This window comes from Mucilaginibacter sp., from assembly GCF_039921305.1.
Lineage (GTDB): Bacteria > Bacteroidota > Bacteroidia > Sphingobacteriales > Sphingobacteriaceae > Mucilaginibacter.
In genome coordinates this window covers 78,788-99,738 of the sequence record NZ_JBDSCA010000021.1, presented here as the reverse complement: position 1 = coordinate 99,738, position 20,951 = coordinate 78,788, and the positions used below count along the sequence as shown (strand labels likewise).

Annotated in this window: 16 protein-coding genes; 11 read left to right on the top strand and 5 right to left on the bottom strand. The window is 42.4% G+C overall.

What is annotated here, in order from left to right; translation table 11 throughout:
- Positions 1-91: 91 nt before the first annotated feature.
- The 8 genes from ABIN91_RS05225 (at position 92) to ABIN91_RS05190 (ending at position 11,132) form a co-directional block, all read left to right on the top strand.
- Complete coding sequence (locus tag ABIN91_RS05225; RefSeq protein WP_348049192.1) at positions 92-2,104, top strand: thioredoxin domain-containing protein; 2,013 nt, start codon at positions 92-94, stop codon at positions 2,102-2,104.
- A gap of 66 nt (positions 2,105-2,170) precedes the next feature.
- A complete protein-coding gene (locus tag ABIN91_RS05220) occupies positions 2,171-2,668 on the top strand; it encodes a peptidylprolyl isomerase (RefSeq protein ID WP_348049190.1) in 498 nt (165 codons plus the stop codon).
- A 177-nt stretch (positions 2,669-2,845) separates the two neighbouring features.
- Positions 2,846-5,290: a hypothetical protein gene (locus tag ABIN91_RS05215; protein WP_348049188.1), complete on the top strand. Its 2,445-nt coding sequence runs from the start codon at positions 2,846-2,848 to the stop codon at positions 5,288-5,290.
- A 110-nt stretch (positions 5,291-5,400) separates the two neighbouring features.
- A complete protein-coding gene (locus ABIN91_RS05210) occupies positions 5,401-7,908 on the top strand; it encodes a hypothetical protein (RefSeq protein WP_348049186.1) in 2,508 nt (835 codons plus the stop codon).
- 67 nt (positions 7,909-7,975) lie between these two features.
- A complete protein-coding gene (locus ABIN91_RS05205) occupies positions 7,976-9,280 on the top strand; it encodes an MFS transporter (protein WP_348049184.1) in 1,305 nt (434 codons plus the stop codon).
- Positions 9,281-9,347: 67 nt separating this feature from the next.
- Positions 9,348-10,265: a DUF72 domain-containing protein gene (locus ABIN91_RS05200; RefSeq protein ID WP_348049182.1), complete on the top strand. Its 918-nt coding sequence runs from the start codon at positions 9,348-9,350 to the stop codon at positions 10,263-10,265.
- 1 nt (position 10,266) lies between these two features.
- Complete coding sequence (locus ABIN91_RS05195; protein WP_348049180.1) at positions 10,267-10,665, top strand: group III truncated hemoglobin; 399 nt, start codon at positions 10,267-10,269, stop codon at positions 10,663-10,665.
- 11 nt (positions 10,666-10,676) lie between these two features.
- Positions 10,677-11,132 carry a nuclear transport factor 2 family protein gene (locus ABIN91_RS05190; protein ID WP_348049178.1) on the top strand — a complete coding sequence of 152 codons (456 nt, stop codon included), beginning with the start codon at positions 10,677-10,679 and terminating at the stop codon, positions 11,130-11,132.
- A gap of 3 nt (positions 11,133-11,135) precedes the next feature.
- On the opposite strand, the gene ABIN91_RS05185 is transcribed toward ABIN91_RS05190, so the two are convergent.
- The 5 genes from ABIN91_RS05185 to ABIN91_RS05165 all read right to left on the bottom strand — a co-directional run bounded on the left by ABIN91_RS05185 (position 11,136) and on the right by ABIN91_RS05165 (position 14,985).
- Positions 11,136-11,828 (bottom strand): DUF1345 domain-containing protein, encoded by a 693-nt coding sequence (locus ABIN91_RS05185; RefSeq protein WP_348049177.1) that lies wholly within the window; start codon positions 11,826-11,828, stop codon positions 11,136-11,138.
- 1 nt (position 11,829) lies between these two features.
- Entirely contained in the window at positions 11,830-12,030 is a 201-nt protein-coding gene (locus tag ABIN91_RS05180; RefSeq protein ID WP_348049175.1) for a YwbE family protein, read from the bottom strand.
- Between the two features lie 106 nt (positions 12,031-12,136).
- Positions 12,137-13,468 (bottom strand): argininosuccinate lyase, encoded by a 1,332-nt coding sequence (gene argH, locus ABIN91_RS05175; protein ID WP_348049173.1) that lies wholly within the window; start codon positions 13,466-13,468, stop codon positions 12,137-12,139.
- Positions 13,469-13,533: 65 nt separating this feature from the next.
- The gene (locus ABIN91_RS05170; protein ID WP_348049171.1) at positions 13,534-13,884 is read right to left on the bottom strand and encodes a four helix bundle protein; all 351 of its coding nucleotides are present in this window, start codon (positions 13,882-13,884) and stop codon (positions 13,534-13,536) included.
- A gap of 36 nt (positions 13,885-13,920) precedes the next feature.
- Complete coding sequence (locus ABIN91_RS05165; protein ID WP_348049169.1) at positions 13,921-14,985, bottom strand: M20 family metallo-hydrolase; 1,065 nt, start codon at positions 14,983-14,985, stop codon at positions 13,921-13,923.
- Between the two features lie 203 nt (positions 14,986-15,188).
- On the opposite strand from ABIN91_RS05165, the gene ABIN91_RS05160 reads away from it, so the two are divergent.
- From ABIN91_RS05160 to ABIN91_RS05150, 3 genes are all read left to right on the top strand, one after another.
- Positions 15,189-16,475 (top strand): TolC family protein, encoded by a 1,287-nt coding sequence (locus ABIN91_RS05160; RefSeq protein ID WP_348049167.1) that lies wholly within the window; start codon positions 15,189-15,191, stop codon positions 16,473-16,475.
- 1 nt (position 16,476) lies between these two features.
- Positions 16,477-17,400 (top strand): efflux RND transporter periplasmic adaptor subunit, encoded by a 924-nt coding sequence (locus ABIN91_RS05155; RefSeq protein ID WP_348049165.1) that lies wholly within the window; start codon positions 16,477-16,479, stop codon positions 17,398-17,400.
- Positions 17,401-17,536: 136 nt separating this feature from the next.
- Positions 17,537-20,506: an efflux RND transporter permease subunit gene (locus ABIN91_RS05150; protein ID WP_348049163.1), complete on the top strand. Its 2,970-nt coding sequence runs from the start codon at positions 17,537-17,539 to the stop codon at positions 20,504-20,506.
- The last annotated feature ends 445 nt before the right edge of the window (positions 20,507-20,951 follow it).

Here is a 20,951-nt window from a genome sequence, read left to right as displayed (position 1 = left end):
ACAGGTCATTAATTCAATAATATTATTGTCTGTCGCAATCAAATCAGCATCTTTGCTTTCTAATACTACGTACTAATTATTTTGTACTACCATGAATAAGCTATCTAATTCGTCTTCTCCATATCTGTTACAACACGCTAACAACCCTGTCAATTGGTTTCCCTGGGGGGCAGAGGCATTGCAAAAAGCTAAGGATGAGAATAAATTGATACTGGTTAGTATTGGCTACTCAGCCTGCCATTGGTGCCACGTAATGGAGCACGAAAGCTTTGAAGATGAGCAGGTAGCCGAAATAATGAACGAGCATTTTGTTTGCATCAAAGTAGATAGGGAAGAGCGCCCGGATATTGATCAGATCTACATGAGCGCCGTACAGTTAATGACGGGCCGCGGCGGCTGGCCATTGAATGCCGTATGCTTACCCGATCAGCGACCAATTTATGGGGGCACCTATTTCCAGAAAAAGGATTGGATGGGGCTGCTCTTTAATCTCGCCAACTTTTGGCAGCAAAAACCCGATGAAGCTAATGAATATGCCGAAAAGCTAACCGAAGGTATCCATCAGTACGAGAACATTGCTTTTGTGAACGAGCACATGGAAAACTCCAAAGCTGATCTGGAAGCTATTGTAAGGCCCTGGAAACCCAACTGGGATTTTAAAGAAGGCGGAGCAAACCGCGCGCCCAAATTCCCGATGCCAAATAACTGGCAGTTTTTAATGCGGTACGCGCATTTGATGAAAGATGAAGAAAGCAATGTTATTGTAAGGCTCACATTAGAAAAACTGGCCAAAGGCGGCATTTACGACCATATAGGTGGTGGCTTTGCGCGATACTCGGTTGATGATTATTGGCATGTGCCTCACTTTGAAAAAATGCTATATGATAACGCGCAGCTCATTAGTTTGTATTCCGAAGGGTATACCTGGTGCGGCGATCCGCTTTACAAAAAGATAGTTAACGAAACCATTACCTTCATAGAGCGTGAACTCACATCGCCGGAAGGTGGTTTTTATTCGGCGCTTGATGCGGATAGCGAAGGGGTAGAGGGCAAGTTTTACACTTTCACTTTAACGCAGATTGAAGAGATATTGGGTGATGATGCCGGATTGTTTGCCATCTATTATAACCTTACGCCAGATGGTAATTGGGAAGAGGAACAAACCAACATATTTTTCCGTAATGATGATGATAAAGTGCTTGCCGAAAAGCTGGGCATCCCTGTTGAGGCGCTGTTAGAAAAGATAGCTATTTCGAAATTAAAAGTATTGAATGCTCGCTCTTCCCGGGTACGTCCGGGTTTAGATTACAAGATACTAACATCATGGAATGGATTAATGCTAAAATGTTTATGCGATTCATATAAAGCTTTTGATGAACCACTATATTTGGACTTAGCTTTAAAGAACGCCAATTTTATTAAAGCGAATTTGATTGATGATAACAATCAGATCAGCCGGGTTTATCAAAAGGATAACGCCACCGCGGGCGTAGCTTTTTTGGATGATTATGCTTTGATAATTGATGCTTTTATAGCCGTTTACGAAGTTACTTTTGACGAAGACTGGCTATTTTTAGCCAGGGCATTAACCGAGTATACGCTCGATTATTTTTACGATAATACCACCGGCATGTTATTTTACACGCCCGATAATGGCGAGCAGCTAATAGCCCGCAAATTTGAGGTGATGGATAACGTGATACCGGCATCAAACTCGGTAATGGCGCGGAATCTTAAAAAATTAAGTCTGCTGTTTTATAATACTGAATATGAAGCCCTGGCTGCCCAACTGCTGCGTAATATCAAAAAACTGATGGCTAAGTATGGTTCGGCGTACTCAAACTGGGCTATGTTGCTGCTTGATGATGTGATGGGTACCTACGAAATTGCCATTACAGGTAACGGTGCCGAAACAAAGCGTAAAGAGATCGAGAAAAAGTATATTCCTAATAAAATTATCTTGGGAGGTACAAAAGGAAGTTTACCTTTGCTGCGCGATAAATTTGGAGCCGAAACGCGCATATTTGTTTGTGTGGATAAAACGTGCCAACTGCCCGTAACACAAACCAGCGACGTTTTTGCACAGATAAGCGAATTGAATTAAAAACCTTTTCGCCGCTTATCCGTATTATATTATTCAATAATTTGCAACAAAATAGAAATCACAATAATGAAGATTGAACCACAACACGTAGTATCACTTACTTACGACCTGTATGTTGACCAAAATGGAACAGAAGGTTTGGTAGAAAGCGCTACACAAGAGCAGCCATTAACTTTTTTATATGGCGCAGGCCAAATGCTGCCTAAATTCGAAGAGCATTTAAGCACCCTTTCAACAGGTGATAATTACGAGTTTCGCTTGACGGCAGCAGACGCTTATGGCGAGTACGATGAAGAAGCGGTAGCTAATTTACCTAAAGAAATGTTTGCCGGAACTGATTTGCCAGAGATTGGCAGCACATTGCCTTTACAGGATCAGGAAGGTCACCACTTTCAGGGTCAGGTAGTATCAGTTGCCGAAGATTCGGTAATTGTTGATCTGAACCATCCAATGGCAGGCCAGGCTTTGCACTTTAAAGGCACCATTTTAAATGTACGCCCTGCAAACCCCGAAGAACTGTCGCACGGCCATGCACATGGCGCGGATGGTCATCACGCCCATTAAAAGCGGATTAAAATTAACAAATAGAAAAGCGTCATTGCAAAGCGAAAGCCGGGCAATGGCGCTTTTTATTTTTGCAGGCTTTTTTAAGCAGGATGGTTCAGGATGGTTTGCTTTAAACCTTTTACCATTTTTATGTCCAACTACCAATTGTAAACAACCGCATCCTACCTATCCTACATGAAAAGATATCTACCTGTCATCTATTCTGCAATCTTATTTTTAAGCATCGGCCAGTATGCATCCGCACAAAAAAAGTCGATAAAGACTACACCACCGCCCGATCCTAAAGCCTATAAATTGTTTTTTGAGAAGGTTTACGTCCATACCGATCGTGAGTATTACGCATCTGGCGATGATCTGTGGTTTAAGGCTTATTTGGTGAATGCCACCAGCAATCACCCAACATACACCAGTAATAACTTATACATCGACCTCATATCGCCAGACTCCAAAGTTTACGCGCGCGAGATATTAAGATTAGACAGCGGTATGGGCGTGGGCGATTTTAAACTAACCGATTCAATCCCGGGAGGTATTTACCATTTAAAGGCCTATACCAACTGGATGCGCAATTTTGGAGATAACTTTGTTTTTGATAAAAAAATAGTGATCAATAGTGTACCCGGTGTTAAAGTGGCTACCGCCGCAACTACAAAAGGCAAGCCAGGCAAAGGTAAACCGGCGCCTGCTACCGAAGTGACTAACGCTTATCATATCAACTTCTTCCCCGAAGGTGGCTCATTGGTTGATGGTGTACAGAGCATTGTAGGTTTTAAGGCCGAAGATCTGCTGGGCGCTGGTGTTAGGGTACAGGGTAATGTAGTATCATCAAAAGGTGATACGGTAGGCCATTTTGAAAGTACAGATTCGGGCGTTGGCTTGTTTGCCATGCTACCTGTTGCCGGTACTAAGTACAGTGTTGTGGGTAAATACAAAAACGGAAAGGCTTTTGTTACCGAACTTCCGGGAGTATTAGCCGAGGGTTACTGTCTGCACACCAAAAACACCGATTCGGCCAGTGTACAGGTAATTGTAAGTACAAACCAGGCTACGCTGGATAAACATAAAGGCAAGGCCTTAAGCATAGCCGCCAAACATGCCGATCATACTTACTTTTCGGGTAGCTTTAACCTTACCGATCTGCAAACGGCTATCAGCATACCCAAGGCACAAGCCCCGGCTGGCGTAAATATTATTATGCTGACGGATGAATTTGGCCGCCCTAATTGCGAGCGTTTGGTTTATGTTAACCCTAAAGATGATATCAAACTAAGTGTTGTTCCCGACAAGGCTTCTTACGCTCCAAAAGAAAAATCTACCATTACCATTAAAGTTACCGATAGCAAAAACCAACCGGTTAAAGCAAACCTATCTGTGGCCGCTGTTGATGGCAGCATAGTACCTGCTGATGAAGTTAATATCACATCGTACCTGATGCTGCAATCAGAGGTGAAAGGTAAAATTGATAATGCCGCGCAATACTTTGATCCGGCCAACGCTAACCGTTTTAAACAGCTTGATCTGTTGTTAATGACCCAGGGCTGGCGCGATTTTGTTTGGAAACGTTTAGCCGATTCGGCTTTAAAAGTTAGCTTTTTACCGGAATCTGGTTTTACAGTATCGGGTAAATTACGCTCGGTATTGATCAATAAACCTATCGCGAATGGTAATATAACCCTTTTTGCTCCCGGTGCTAAAGGCGGTAAGCTTTTTGGTACCCGAACAGATGCTAACGGCAGGTATTACCTTGATGGGATACAGCTATTTGGCAACCAAACCTTAAAACTGGCCGCTACAGATGATAAGGGTAAAAAATCGGGCTGGATATTTTTAGATACCGTGGGCAGCAACGTAATGCCTGTAACGCAAATGCCTATGGTTAAAGAAGAAGCTTCGGCACAATTAACGGCATTTAATACCGCAAGCTCTGCCCGTATGACCGAGGCCAAAAAACATAAGATTGGCGACGTGATACAGTTACAACAGGTAAACATTCGCGAGGCGCCTAAAACAATAACCCTGCGCGATCAGGTTGTGCAAAGCTTTGGTTACCCTGAATACGATTTCGATATTACCGCAAAAGATGTTTACGCAAATCTGCAAGATTTTTTGGTACATAAAGTACCCGGTGCCCAGGTAAACCCCGATACCACGAGCGGTATCCTGTTTTATTGGGGTGGTAAAAAAATATTCCCACGGTTTGTTGTTGATAAGCAGGAAGATGTATTTGAAAGGATAGACTACTATAATCTTTACATGTCGGATATTAACTCGGTACGCGTAAACCACATGGTATCAATGGGCGGGGGCGATGTAATGCTGATTTACTTATCCCTTAAACCATCGGCTTTTGAGAAAAAGGAATTCAACTTGTTAAACAACGATGTTACCGGTTATTACAATGCACGTACTTTTTATGCGCCTAACTACGAGTATCCGTCAACCAAAACAGATCAACGGATCACTTTACATTGGGAACCCATGTTAAGTACTGATGCCAATGGCGAGGCTACCATCAATTATTACAATGCCGACCCAAAATCAAAAATAAGAATTGTAGTGCAAGGCTTAACCGATAAGGGTACACCTATTGCTACAACTGCCGGATATACCATTAAATAAATAATAAATAGTATACAACAAAAAGCGCCGGTATTAGCCGGCGTTTTTTGTTGTATACCGTTTGTGTTTTTAAGTTTATATTTGATATACCGATACCTAAATCAAACCTGATGAAACATTTAACCAAAGTCTGCTTTGTTTTTACATTGCTGCTTTTATGCAGCTATAAGTTAATTGCCCAACAAAAAGCTACGGCCCCCGTTAAGCTGTTTTTTGAGAAGGTTTACGTGCATACTGATAGGGATGTGTACGCGCAGGGCGATACCATTTGGTACAAAGCTTACATGGTGAACGCGCAAAACAATACCCCCATATTCAGCAGTGGTAATTTGTATGCGGAGTTGATATCCAAAGATTCATCCAATATCATCAGTCGCCAAATTCTGCATTTAACGGGTGGTACCGCCAATGCCGAATTTGCTTTGAGCGATTCTATACCAGCCGGTAAATACCTGCTACGCGCCTATACCAACTGGATGCGCAATTTTGGCGATAACTTTGTGTTTGAAAAGGATATCACCGTACTTAATACGCTATCGGCTACCAACACTCTGGCTGATAAGAACAAACCATCAGGCAATAAGAAGATAAGTTCGGTTGCTGCTAAAAATAATACCAAGCCCAATGGCATCAGTGTTCATTTTTATCCTGAAGGCGGCTCATTGGTTGAGGGCGTAAATTCGCTCGTCGCTGTAAAGGCCGAAAATAGTTTAGGTAAAGGAATCTTCGCTAAGGGAGCGATATTAAGCTCTACCGGCGATACCGCGGCTACATTTAACTGCGATACATTAGGTATGGGCATATTTTTGCTGATGCCAGCCAAAGGGCAGGTTTATCACGCCACTGTTAACAAACAATCATTCAATATCAAGCAAGCATTAGTTAAAGGTTTTTCAATACGTGTAACTCATCGCGATACACTCATCAACGTTATTGTAAGCTGTAACGATGCCGCATTGGCCGAAAGTACTGGTAAAAGTTTTACGTTAAGTGGCAAACATGGCGGTAAAACTTATTTCAGGCAACAGCTTACCATTACCGGTAATCAAAGCTTGGTTAACATCTCCGATGCCGTTTTCCCGGATGGTATTGTGGCTTTAACCTTGCTGGAAGACGGTAAAGATCAAAGCAAACCACATAGCGAAAGGTTGATCTATATTCACCATGCGGTGGATACTACGTTGTTAAGTGTTAAAACAGATAAAACGGTATATCAGGCTAAAGAAAAAGTAACAGCTTATATTAAAACCAATGGGGGCAAGGCAAGTTTATCATTCGCTTCGGTAGATGCAAGTGTAGTTCCGGTACAGGCGGGCAATATTGTAACCTATCTCGAGTTGCAATCAGAACTTAAAGGTATGGTTGAAAAGCCAGCCCGTTACTTTGATCCGGCTAACGTTAACCGCTTTAAACAACTTGATCTATTATTAATGACCCAGGGCTGGCGAGATTTTGTATGGCGCAGGATGCAGGATACTGCTATCCGCCTAAGTTATAATTTAGAAAATGGCCTTGCTGTATCTGGCAAGGTTTTAAGTGGTAATTCGGGCAAACCGTTAAACCACCTTAATATTACCATGTTTGCCAATAGCAATAAGGGTACAAGGCTGTTTTCAAGCTCGTCTGATTCGTTAGGGCGTTTTCTATTTACCGGGTTGGAGCAATATGGCGATCATAATGTAAAACTTTCTGCAGCAGATAACAAAGGCGAAAAGAAAGGAGCCTTTGATGTAGATACCCTGTCGATACTTCCTGTAAAAACCTATGCCCAGGCTAATGTGCCGGATACAGCCAACACGGTTTTAAATGCCGCGGCTGTTAAAAGGCGCACAGAAGTTTTAAGTGAAAAGATGAGAGGCCGGGGCAATTTAAAAGAGGTAAATATTAAAGCCAAAAGAGTTGTAATTAATTTGATGAACGGGCTTTCGCTAATGTCGTTCGGGCCGGAACAGAGTTTTGATATTACGCCTAAAGATTATGAGTTTAAAACTTTGGAATGGTGGGCATTGCATAACATAAAAGGAGCCACAGCAAGTAATGAGTTGGATAACGAGGGTAATCCTATTACGGGCATTGTTATACCTTGTGTAGATACGGTACGTATAGCAGCTAATAACGAGGGCTATGGTTCGAGGACAGTTTCGTTAGCGCCTCAATTCTTTATCAATGGCAGAGATTATAGTACTGATAATAATATTGAAGCTGAGGCCTACCGGAATACTTATTATAAACTGCCGATAAATGTGTTTAAAAAGGTAGTAGTTAAACATTTTGTTGCTCTTCTTAAAGGGCAATCAGTAGATCGTTATTTTCTTTTTTTAACATTAAAGGACGATGCTATGATTGGTTATAATCCCGGCGTATTAAACCCAGAACTTAAAGGCTACTACCAGGCCAAAACCTTTTATAAGCCTTTATATGATAGCCCGGCCTTACAAACCAAAACCGATTTACGGGCAACCCTGCATTGGGAACCCAACATAACTACCGATGCCAATGGCGAAGCAACTGTAACCTTTTACAATGCCGACCCAAAAGGTAAGATCAGAATAGTGGCCGAAGGCGTAACGGATAAAGGCGTACCTGTAAGTACAACGGCTACCTATATTGTGAAATAAGGATAAGCTGGTTTGCTTTATTTAAAATCCTGCTGAATATTCCGGCTTATTTTCTGATATTCATACCATGCATAATCAAGTTGGTACAGAACAACCCGAGGCTATAGGTCATCGTTTAAAATCCATTTTTGGCGGCTCTATAGGTAATTTGGTGGAATGGTACGATTGGTATGTTTACTCGGCATTCTCACTATATTTTGCAGGGGCGTTCTTCCCTAAAAGCAGCGAGATAGCGCAGTTACTAAACACATCGGGAATATTTGCGCTTGGTTTTTTAATGCGCCCGATTGGCGGCTGGATAATGGGCATGTATGCTGATAGAAAAGGACGTAAAAACGCTTTAACGTTATCAGTTTTACTGATGAGTGCCGGTTCGTTAATGATAGCTATTGCGCCGGGGTATGCACAAATAGGTGTAGCCGCACCCATTATACTGGTACTGGCCCGGCTTTTACAGGGCTTGAGTGTTGGTGGCGAGTACGGTACAAGCGCTACCTACCTCAGCGAAATGTCGACCAAAAAACATCGTGGTTTTTATTCAAGTTTTCAATATGTAACTTTAATAATGGGGCAGCTATTAGCCCTTGGCGTTTTGGTATTGCTTCAACGATACTTTTTATCGCAAGATCAGCTCCATAGCTGGGGCTGGCGCATTCCTTTCGGGATAGGGGCCGTGCTGGCTGTATCGGCCATGTATTTGCGCCGTAGTTTAATGGAAACGGAATCGTTCAGCAAAGAAACCGGCACTAAACAAAACCGCGGAACAATGAAGGCTCTGTTTGAGCATCCCAAAGCCGTATTCATCGTAATCGGTTTAACTATGGGTGGTACGGTAGCGTTTTATACCTTCAGTACTTATATGCAGAAGTTTCTGGTGAATACTTCGGGTTTTAGTAAGAATGATGCGACGCTGATCTCAACATTAACCTTATTCGCATTTATGCTGATACAACCGCTGTTTGGATTATTGTCTGACAAGGTCGGTCGCAAACCATTGCTCATTGCCTTTGGAATATTAGGTGCATTAACTACGGTTCCTATTATGACAACATTGGGTGCGACACATGATCTATGGACTGCCATTGGTTTAATTATGGCGGCATTGATTATAACGAGTTTATATACATCTATCAACGCGGTTGTTAAAGCCGAATTGTTTCCGGTAAATGTGCGGGCTTTAGGTGTGGGTTTTCCGTATGCTATAGCAGTATCGGTATTTGGCGGCAGCGCTGAGTGGGTTGGTTTAAAGTTTAAAGAATTGGGCCACGCCAATTGGTTTTACTGGTATGTTACTTGCTGTATATTGATATCGCTCATTGTTTACGCAAGTATGAACGATACCAAAAAGTACAGCAAAATGGAAGAAGATTAAGGAATTAGACTAAAGAATCAAGAGGCAGGAATCAAGACTGCTTTTATTTATTTGAATAATAAAGATTATGGAATTTGGAAGGGTTACAACGCCGGAACTGGCATTTATAGATTTTAGCTTGCCAGCTGATCCGCAATTGACGGTTGATACACTGAAAGCGGCATCGCCTAAAAAGCAGTTGGAAGTGCATGTGGGCTGTGCCAAATGGGGGCGTAAAGAATGGGTTGGCAAGATATATCCCGACAAAACCAAAGAGGCTAACTTTTTGGATGAGTATGTAAAGCATTTTGATTGTATTGAGCTTAACGCTACGTTCTATAATGTTTATCCGTCAGCGATGATCGAAAAGTGGAAGGAAAAGGCAATTCTGAATCCCCATTTTAAATTTTGCCCTAAGTTTTCGCAAAGCATCAGTCATATTAAGCGGTTAAAGAACGCCGAAGAGGTTACTACTTCATTTTATGAAGGCATTATGGCTTTCGGTGATCTGCTTGGTCCGCTGTTTTTGCAATTGGGGGATAATTATACGCCTAAGAGCCTGCCCGAACTGAAAGCATATCTGCAACATTTACCTAAGGACGTACCCGTGTTTGTAGAAGTAAGGCATAAAGATTGGTACGCTGTTCCGGCTATCCGTGATGAATTTTTTGGGATGCTGAAAGAGGTGAATGTGGGCGCTGTGATAACCGATGCATCCGGAAGGCGCGACTGTGTACATATGGAACTACCTACACCACACGCTTTTATCCGTTTTGTGGGTAATAGTTTAGATCCTACAGATTATACCCGCATTGATGAATGGGTACAGCGCATTAAACAATGGCATCAGGATGGTTTGCAATCTGTATGGTTTTTTATGCACCAGCATGATGAGCGGTATTCGCCGGAGCTATGCGATTATGTTACCGAACAGCTAAACAAAGAACTTGGCTTGAATTTAATGCGGCCAAATTTTATTAGTAAGGATGAGGGATTATTTGATTAAGATGGAGAAAAGGGAGATCGGTAACAGGGACGATATCGCGTTTTTAGTAGATGCTTTTTACATTAAAGTAAAAGCCGATGCTTTGATAGGCCCGATTTTTAATGATGAACTTAATTTTAAGTGGGAAACACATATCCCAATAATGGTTAGCTTTTGGGAAACTATGTTGCTGGATGAAGTGACTTATAAGGGCAACCCCATGCTCACCCATATTGAACTGAATAAAAGAGTACCTTTAAAAGCAGAGCATTTTGACCAATGGAAGAAATTATTTTTTGAAACGCTGGAAGAAAATTTTGAAGGCGAAAGGGTAGAGGAAGCAAAACGAAGGGTATTGGCCATGGAAGGCTTAATGCAAATTAAGATAGCGCAAAGCGTAAATAAGGGTTTTATACAATAACTGATAATATTATGGATAACAAACAGTTGATAGAAAAATTTTACCAAAGCTTTGCCGCTCGCGATGCTGACGGTATGGTAGCTTGTTATGCCGATGATATCCGCTTTGAAGACCCCGCCTTTGGGCCATTAAAGGGTAATGACGCTAAAAATATGTGGCGGATGTTACTTAAGAACCCGGATATCCAAATTACGTTTAACAATGTTAAAGCTGATGATAATACCGGCAGTGCCGACTGGGTTGCAGTTTATACTTTTAGCCGTACAGGCCGGAAGGTTACTAACCGGGTTTCGGCTACGTTTGAGTTTAAGGATGGTAAGATAAGTAAGCATACCGACCGCTTTAATATTTGGAAGTGGGCAGGGCAGGCCATGGGGCTCAAAGGTTATTTACTAGGTTGGACACCGCTAATGCGAAACGGAATTCAGAAACAAGCAGTTGGGCTGCTAACCAAGTATAACGCTTAAGTGTTACACCAGACTTGATATCACGTTAATACTCAACGCTACGATAGCCGTATTGAAGGCGAATGAGATAAGGCCGTGCAGAAGCACTAAGCGGCGTATGGGCCGTGATGAGATCTCCACATCGGATACCTGAAACGTCATCCCTACGACGAAGGAGAAGTACACAAAATCGAGATAATCGGGGTTCTTTTCATCAGGGAATTGGAGGCCCGCTACTACTTCGTCTGTCTTATCGTCAGGGTCGGGAGTGGCGGTGTAGTATAGATGGGCATAGCTCATGGTGAAAACGGTATGCAGCATCCACCAGGATATCATTACTGAACCCATTACCAGGCAAGCGAGCTGTGACACCCCGGCATGGTGATCGGCTTTCCCGGCCTTCAGTAAAAAAATAATAGAAAATAAGCTTACGCATGAACCTGTGATGATGAATAGCAGGATCATAAACCGGCTTGAATCTTTCAGGCGAGCTATTTTGCGCATCTCGCGCGGGTGAGAGGATAGGATAATGAGCCAATCGGTAATGATGATAACCGATGCGCAGCTTAACCAGGATATGATAATTAAAGCGGGTATAGAAACATGACCCCAGATAATACAGAATACCACCGCTGTTACGGCTAATGCCATTACCAGCCGATGTTGCACATCGAAACGGATGAGTGAATCTACTTTGTCTTCTTTCGCTTTTGCCATTTTAATCTTCTTCAACAATTTCGGCAACACGGCCTACTTGTCCGTCTTCCAACCTTACTTTAATGCCGCGCGAATGGTGGGCAGCACTGGTTAACAGGTTGGCTACTATGCCGCGGGTTAGCTTGCCGCTACGCTGATCTTTTTTCAGGATGATATCAACCAATAGGCCGGGGTATATGTATGCTCTGTTTTGACCGTTCATTTTGTGTATTTTCAATTTGTCATTGCGAGGAACGAAGCAATCGCGAACAATGCAAGTCCATTTTGCCTCCGTGCGATTGCTTCGTTCCTCGCAATGACAAGCTTTTTTATTTCACTAAGTCTTTTACCGCGTTATCCACTTTATCAAATGGAAACTGAGCGATCATCTTAACCATATTGTTAGTTATCTGGCCGTTACATAGATTACCTATGCTGCCTTCGTGGGTGTGATTAACGGTTTTATCGGGGTTGAATTCTCCTTTTTCGATAGCTAAACCAACGTGTTTATAGGCATCGCGGAAAGGCATGCCATCCAATACCATCTGATTCACAACTTCGACACTGAAAAGGTAGGCGTATTTGGGATCGTCGAGGATGTTGTTTTTTACTTCGATGTGCTCCAGCATAAAGGTTGCCATATGCAGGCAGTTCTTAATATCCGCGAAAGCGGGAAAAAGAAGCTCTTTAAGCAATTGCAGTTCGCGGTGATAGCCAGATGGCAGGTTGGTGGTCATCATGGCTACATCAGTGGGTAACGCCTGCAGGCGGTTGCAACGGCCACGCATAATTTCCCAAACATCGGGGTTTTTTTTGTGCGGCATAATGCTTGAGCCTGTGGTTAAGTTTTCAGGATAACTTACAAAGGCGAAGTTTTGGCTCAGGTACATACATTGATCCATAGCCATTTTAGCCAGCGTTGCCGCTATAGATGATAAGGCCTGGGCAATAACACGCTCAGTTTTACCCCGGCCCATTTGGGCGTAAACTACATTATAGTTCAAATCTTCAAAACCTAACAGCTTGGTGGTTAAAGTACGGTTAAGCGGAAATGATGAGCCATAACCAGCTGCGGAGCCTAAAGGGTTTTTGTTGGTGATATGGTAGGCTGCTAAAACCAGTTCCAGATCATCTATCAAACTCTCGGCGTAAGCGCCAAACCATAAGCCGAATGATGATGGCATGGCTATTTGCAAATGTGTGTATCCAGGTAGTAAAACGGCTTTATGCTTTTCGCTGAGGCTGATGAGCAGGTTAAAAAGGGTTTGAACGGATTCTACAACTTCCTGCAATTCGTGGCGGAAGTAGAGTTTCAAATCAACCAGAACCTGATCGTTACGTGAACGGCCTGAATGGATCTTTTTGCCTGCTTCGCCAATACGACGAGTAAGTAAAAGTTCAACCTGGGAGTGGATATCTTCAACCTCGGCTTCTATTTTGAAGTTGCCGGATTGGATATCGGCGTATATTTTTTTGAGTTCTTGTTGGATAACGCTTAGATCTTCTTTTGGGAGCAGACCAACGCTCTCCAGCATTTGGGTATGGGCCAGTGAACCTAATACATCAAAAGCGGCCATTTGCTCGTCAAATTCGCGGTCGCGGCCAACGGTGAAGTTTTCTACAAGTTGATCTACATTCGTAGTTTTTTGCCAAAGTTTCATTATTTACGATTTACAATTTACGATTTACGATTGATGGAATTTCAATGGTGAATCGTAAATAATTATTAATTAATGCGCAAAGTGCGCAATGCCGCTACAATAATAGACAGTAGTTCATTGCCTTCAGCATAAATTGGTTTAATTTTTTCCTTTAATTCGGGATTTATCTCTTCAAGCAGTTCCATAAAGAATAGTGTTTCGTCTAATTCTTCCTCAACTATCTTTAACTTGTTAATAAAATCAGCTTTTGATTTGGCACGGCATGCAGCACGATAATTGGCACCAACAGAGCTCGAACTCCTATTAAGTTGATCGGCATAATTACGGTTTACAATATTTATCGGAATACTTAAAACAAGCTTTGCGTTTACTATAGCATAATTTTTAGTGCGACTAAGTAATTCTTCTTTTTGCATTATTAAAATCGTAATTCGTAAATCTGAAATCGTAAATTAAACAATCTCTTCCAACAGCTTAATATACAATTCTATCCCTTCTCTAATTTCATCTACATAAATAAACTCATCAGATGAATGGGATCGTGCGGAATCACCAGGGCCAATTTTTAATGATGGAATATCCAGCAGGGATTGATCGGAGGTAGTGGGTGAGCCGTAGGTTGTTCTACCCAATTTGAGCCCGGATTGAACTATGGGATGATTTTTATCTATAGATGAAGGTTTTAAACGAATGGAGCGTGCTTTTACCTCGCAGCTTACATGTTGTTTGATCAGCTCTAATACTTCTTCGTTGCGATAGGCATCGGTTACGCGCACATCTACGGTAAAGGTGCAGGTGGCGGGTACTACGTTATGTTGCGAACCCGCGTTGATAATAGTTACAGACATTTTGATGGGACCGAAGATCTCCGATTCTTTAGGAAACTTGTAGGTACGGAACCACTCAATATCAGACATGGCTTTGTAGATGGCATTGTCGCCTTCTTCGCGGGCGGCGTGGCCAGATTTTCCGTAGGTGGTGCAGTCTAAAACCATCAGGCCTTTTTCGGCTATGGCGAGTTGCATCAGGGTTGGTTCGCCTACGATGCCGAAGTCTAATTTACCCAGTTCGGGGATGATGGATTCAAGACCGTTGATGCCGGATATCTCTTCCTCGGCGGTGGTGGCCAGGCACAGGTTGTATTTTAAATTAGGTTTATTGTAAAAGTATAAGAATGTAGATATCAGTGAAATAAGGCTACCACCTGCATCGTTACTTCCTAAGCCGTATAGCTTGCCGTCTTCTACGGTTGGTTCAAAAGGATTACGGGTATAGCCTGTATTTGGCTTTACTGTATCGTGGTGCGAGTTGAGCAGGATGGTGGGTTTAGCCGCATCAAAATGCTGGTTGTATGCCCAGATATTATTCATTTTACGGTTGGTAGGGATACCACGGGCTTTTAAAAAAGCATCAATAATATCAGCAGTTTGAACTTCTTCCCTGCTAAAAGATTGCGTAGTGATGAGTTGCTTTAATAATTCAACTGCATCCTGAAATAAGGTTTCTGTGTTGGCCATAGTGTAATACAAAATTAGGTATTTGATGGAGATTATTCAGCGCAGTTTAGTTACCTAAATTAATTAATGTGGTTTTAATAGGCGGACTTGGTTTAGTTACAATTTTTCTACAGATTTATAGGGTAGTATTGCTATTGGGAAGAACCAGGAATTAAAGATGCAAGATAACGGGATACCTGGTGCGGATACACTAAATCATAATAATGAGGTTAGTTTTTAAATTTATATTCTTTTTTGCTTTAGTATATAGCTGTCAAACAGTTTGTGCGCAGCAACTTGATCTGGATTATTTTATCAATAACGCGATACAGAATGACCCGGGAATTAAACAGAATGTGAACCAGCAACAGATATACGGTTTACAATCGCAACTGATCAATGCGCAGAATAAAGCCCCACAGGTAAATTTTACCTCTGATTATACTTTCGCACCATTCTTTGCGGATAATGGGAGAGCCATTAGCATTACACCTAACCCTGCACCGGATGCGTTTGGATATGATGCCGCTTTAACTAATGGCGGTTTATATGCTACACAATTAAATGTAGCTATGCCCTTGTTAAATAAAAAAACGGTTAGCGTTTTACAAGCGCAAAACAGCAACCTTGCCGCTGTAAATGCAAGCACAAGGAAGCAGTTAGAGCATGATCTTAGAAAGAACATTACCGACCAATACATTCAGGTTTACCAAACACAACAACAGGAAGAGTATTTGGAACTGGTTATTAAACAAATAAAAGAACGTAAAACTACCGTTGAGGCTTTGGTTAAGCGTGGCTTATTACAGCAAAGCGATTACCTGCTTTTAGAGATCGAGCAAAATGGAAGGGAAACAGATTTAAGCGCCGCCCGTATTGCCGAAGTTATAGCTTATGGTACTTTGAAAAACTCGGCAGTGATAAGTGATACGGGGTTGGTAAGGTTGAAGGAACCTGTTATTGCTTTGCAGGCTAACCCTAATACTTTTTATTTTAAAGATAAATTTAAGCTGGATAGTTTGACGCTATCTATACAGCAAAACGTGTTTAATACCAAGTATTTGCCAGCGCTTACCTTTAGTGGGAGCGGCGGTATGATGGCTTCGGATTTTACTAATATTCCGCATAATGTGGGCTTGGAGGCATCGCTGCATTTGAGTATACCGATATATGATGGCAGGCAGCGTAAGATCAATGATAGTCAGGCTAAGATAAACCAGCAGGGCATTACTTATGCGCGGGATAACTTTACCATTCAGCAGAAAAATTATTTGCAGAATATCCGGAAGCAGATCGGGCTGTTTAATCAGAATATGGAACTGATCAAAAAACTGATAGAGAAACAAGACCTGTTATTGCAACTGGACAAGGAAAAACTACAGAGCGGGCAACTATCCATCATCGAATACATTAAATCGATATCCGATTATGTGGCGGCTAAACAAAGTTTAACGGTGGCTAAAGTACAGGTGCTTTCGTTAGCTAATCAATACAATTATTACAACTGGTAACATGTATAAAAAATTACAGATAAGTGTTTTAAGTGTGCTGGTATTAAGTGCATGCTCTGGCCCTGCAAAAGATGCCGGCGAAACGGAGGTAAAGACTACACCGTTGGTTACCGTAGCCAGTCCGGTTAACCACACCTTTAGCAACAGTATTGTTTTTAACGCGGTTACACAGTATCAGCAAAAATCGGTGATCAGGGCCGGGATAACAGGTTATATTAAACACCGTGGCTGGAAAATAGGCGACCATGTGGGCAAGGGCGAAGTGTTTTGCACCATAACAAGCAAGGAGCAACAGGCGCTCAAAAACATTGATAAAGGCGGCATACTGGAGAAATTTAGAGATCCTATTAAAGTTACATCAGGTACGGCGGGTATAATTACGGCGGTTAACTTTCAGAATGGCGATTATGTTGCAGAGGGCGATGTGCTGGCTAATCTGGTGCAAACCTCGTCGTTAGTGTTGTTGGTGAATGTGCCGGTTGAGTATTTGAGCAAAGTAAGATCAGGAACGGCCTGTACGGTTATTATGCCAGATGGTAAACAGGTAAATTCACACTTACAGGCTGGTTTGCCAACGGCTGATCCGGCTGTGCAAACGCAATCTTTCATTGTGAGTTTGGGTTCAAGTAATTTGCCGGAAGGCGCTAATTTAAAGGTTAATATACCTTTATCCAATTCGCAATCGGGATTAGCCGTGCCAGTTAGCGCGGTGCAAACCGATGAAACGCAGCAGAACTTTTGGGTGTTTAAATTAGGGAAGGATGGCGTGGCTTATAAGGTTGATGTGAAGGCGGGTAAGATATCGGCAGATTCGTTACAAGAGGTGACGAGTGATAGATTGAGCGTAAGTGATCAGGTTATTGTTAGCGGCGCTTATGGGTTAGCGGATTCGAGTAAAGTAAAAGTGAGCCTTTCAACCCCCTGAAGGGGGAGCTTTTGAGAATCAAGAACCAAGAATCAAGATGCAAGACAAAAATCAACCTCAGTATACAAGTAGCTCCCCCTTTAGGGGGCGGGGGGGGCTTCACCACCATTACCAAAAACCTCTGTTGGGTTTACTGGTGCTCATTATTATGGGTGGGGTTTACAGTTACAATCAGTTGAAGACAGGGTTGTTTCCGGATATTACTTTCCCGAAGATCAAAATTATTGCCGAAGCCGGGCAGCAGCCGGTGGATAAAATGATGACCACGGTTACCATCCCGATAGAAAACACCATCAAACGTACTGAGGGGCTGGATTATGTACGCAGTACAACATCACGCGGGAGTACAGAGTTTAATGTTTTTTTGAGATGGGATGCTGATATTGATAAGGCCATGGCCCAGATACAGGGTTTGACCGATCAGGTTAAGGGCGACTTGCTCCCGAATACACAAATTACTGTTCAAAAAATGAACCCATCGATATTGCCTGTGATGGGCTTTTCATTGGAAGGTAACCGTTCGGGAATGGAGTTGCGCAAAATAGCTCAATTCCAGGTGAGGCCGTTGCTGGCTTCGGTATCCGGCGTGGCAGATATCGCGGTTATCGGTGGTAAAACAAAAGAATACGAAGTGATATTGCAGCCTGCAAAGCTATCCACGTTAAGTATAACACCTTCGCAAATATCTGCTGCTATTACCCAGGCCAACATACTGGCGTCAAATGGTTATATCAGCGATCATGGCCGCATGTATTTGAGCCTGACCAATAACGCGCTGGATAATTTAGACAAACTGCAAAATTTGGTGGTATTGAATAATCCACATCGAACAGTTTTGCTTAAAGATGTTGCCGATATTAAGATAAATGCCCAAAAAGAATACATCCGTATTAACGCTAACGGGAAGGATGTGCCATTGATAGCGGTGATCAAACAACCGGATGCCAACCTGATAGATATTGATAATGATGTAATGGCGAAAGTTGCCGAGTTAAGCAAGATTTTGCCGTCTGATGTGCATTTGAAACCTTATTACAGGCAGGCCGATTTTGTTAACGATAGTATTAAAAGCATCCGCGATGTGTTGTGGATTGGTTTGATACTGGCTATTTTGGTAGTAATTGTGTTTTTGAAATCGTGGCGGGCAAGTTTGATTATCCTTATCACCATCCCAACCACATTGGCATTATCTATTACCGGGATACTTTTAGCGGGTTATACTTTCAATATTATGACGCTGGGCGCTATTGCGGCTGCTGTTGGTTTGATGATAGATGACGCGGTTATTGTGGTTGAGCAGATTTATCGCAGCCATGAAGAAAACCCTGCCGAAGGCATGCACCATACAGTTAGGAAGGCTATCGCTTGTCTGTTTCCATCCATGTTGGGTTCATCGCTCAGTACTATTGTGATATTTATTCCATTTGTGCTAATGAGCGGTGTTGCCGGGGCTTATTTTAAGGTGCTGGCATTCAGTATGATATTGACATTAACGGTTTCGTTTTTTGTGACCTGGTTGCTGTTGCCCATGTTGTTTTTGCTGATACCGCTCAGTAAAAAGATTAAACCTGTAAAACCGGTTAACGAGGGATGGATCAAGTTTTTTTTACGTTTCCCGGTTATTAGCATTGGTTTTATTGTAGGCTGTATTGCTTTGATAGTTGTGTTGCCACGAACTTTGCCATCGGGGTTTTTACCGGAGATGGATGAGGGTGGGATAGTGCTGGATTTTAACAGTCCGCCGGGAACTACTTTAGAGGAGACCGACCGGATGCTGAAGCAAGTAGATGATATTGTGCAGCACCAGCCCGAGGTAGCCAGTTTTTCGCGAAGATTAGGTACGCAAATGGGTTTTTTTATTACCGAGCCTAACCGGGGCGATTATTTGATTACACTTAAAAAACAACGTGATAAAACTACAGACGCGGTATCTGACGAGATACGTGCTAAAGTTGAAGGGATATTACCGCAGTTAAAAGTTGATTTTGGACAGGTAATAGGCGACATGCTGGGCGATTTAACCACATCGGCGCAGCCCATTGAAATTAAGGTTTTTGGTGATGACAGGAGGACGCTTGAGGAACTATCGCGCAAAGCAGCCGACATAGTAAAAGATGTTAAGGGCACAGCAGATGTATTTGATGGGATAACGATTGCGGGGCCACAAATTAATGTGGTACCTAATGTGACCAAGCTGGCGCAATTAGGGATGAATCCAACGGATTTTCAGTTTCAATTGCAAACTCAACTGGATGGTAATGTAGTGAGTACGATGGTGGAGAAAGAGCAGTCGGTTAATATCCGGATGTTGTATCCGAATTCGGCGCAAACATCAATACAGCAGTTTGGGGCTACCAATGTATTTTTGCCTACGGGGCAATTGAAGCCGCTATCATCGGTAGCAGATGTAAAGATAGAATCGGGCGTGGCCGAGATAGAGCGAGAAAACCAGAAGATGATGGGGGTAATTACCGCCCGCCTGGATAACCGCGACCTGGGCAGTACATTGAAAGAGATACAAAGCAAATTAGATAAGCTGGATAAGCCATCGGGCTATCACATTGAATATGGTGGCGATTATGCGCAACAACAAAAGGCTTTTAGCGAGTTACTTACTATTTTAATAACATCGAGCATATTGGTGTTTATTGTGCTGTTGGTGCTGTTTCGCAATTTTTCGGCGGCTGCAATTATTATATTTTTAGCGGTGCTGGGTGCGGCGGGATGTTTTTTCGCGCTGTTTATTACGCATACGCCTTTGAATGTGGGCAGCTATACGGGTATCATCATGATCATCGGTATTATTGCCGAGAATGCCATATTTACTTATCACCAATACGAAACCGGCTTACTGGAATGGACGGCAGAGCAAAGTATTGTACATGCTATTGCCGCGCGTTTAAGGCCTAAATTGATGACGGCTACGGGTGCTATTATCGCCTTGCTTCCGCTGGCTTTGGGATTGGGTACGGGAGCGCAATTGCATCAACCTTTGGCTATAGCGGTGATTGGTGGGTTGCTGTTTGCTTTGCCTTTGTTGCTAATTGTTTTGCCTACTTTGTTGAAGTTGGTGCACCGGGATAAGGTGGTGATTGACGAGCAATAAGAGTAGCTTATTTGATAAAGCAAGATTTTTTCACGATATTGTGGGTAGGGAAACCAGATGTGAAAATTGGAAACCAAGATTTGAATCCACACTTTACCCATGAGTGAAATTAAAATCAAGAGGCAAGAATCAAGACTCTAGAACACTCACTTTTACCCATGGGGCACTTACCCATATTTGTTATTTGAGTTAGCGAAATTATTAAGGTTGTTATATACATAAGATTGCGATTTTAGTAATTGACAACTCAAAAACAATCGAAAAACACCCATATTTACCCATGTTTCAGATTATTCTGGTTATTATGTGTTGCGAAAATGGCAAAGCAGATTTAAGAACAAGGAATAAAGATCAAGGATTTGCTAATTTTAAAAACACCCATATATACCCATAATTTGTTATTGCGGTTATTTTTAAATCCAACAAAAAAAGCGATGGCTTTTGA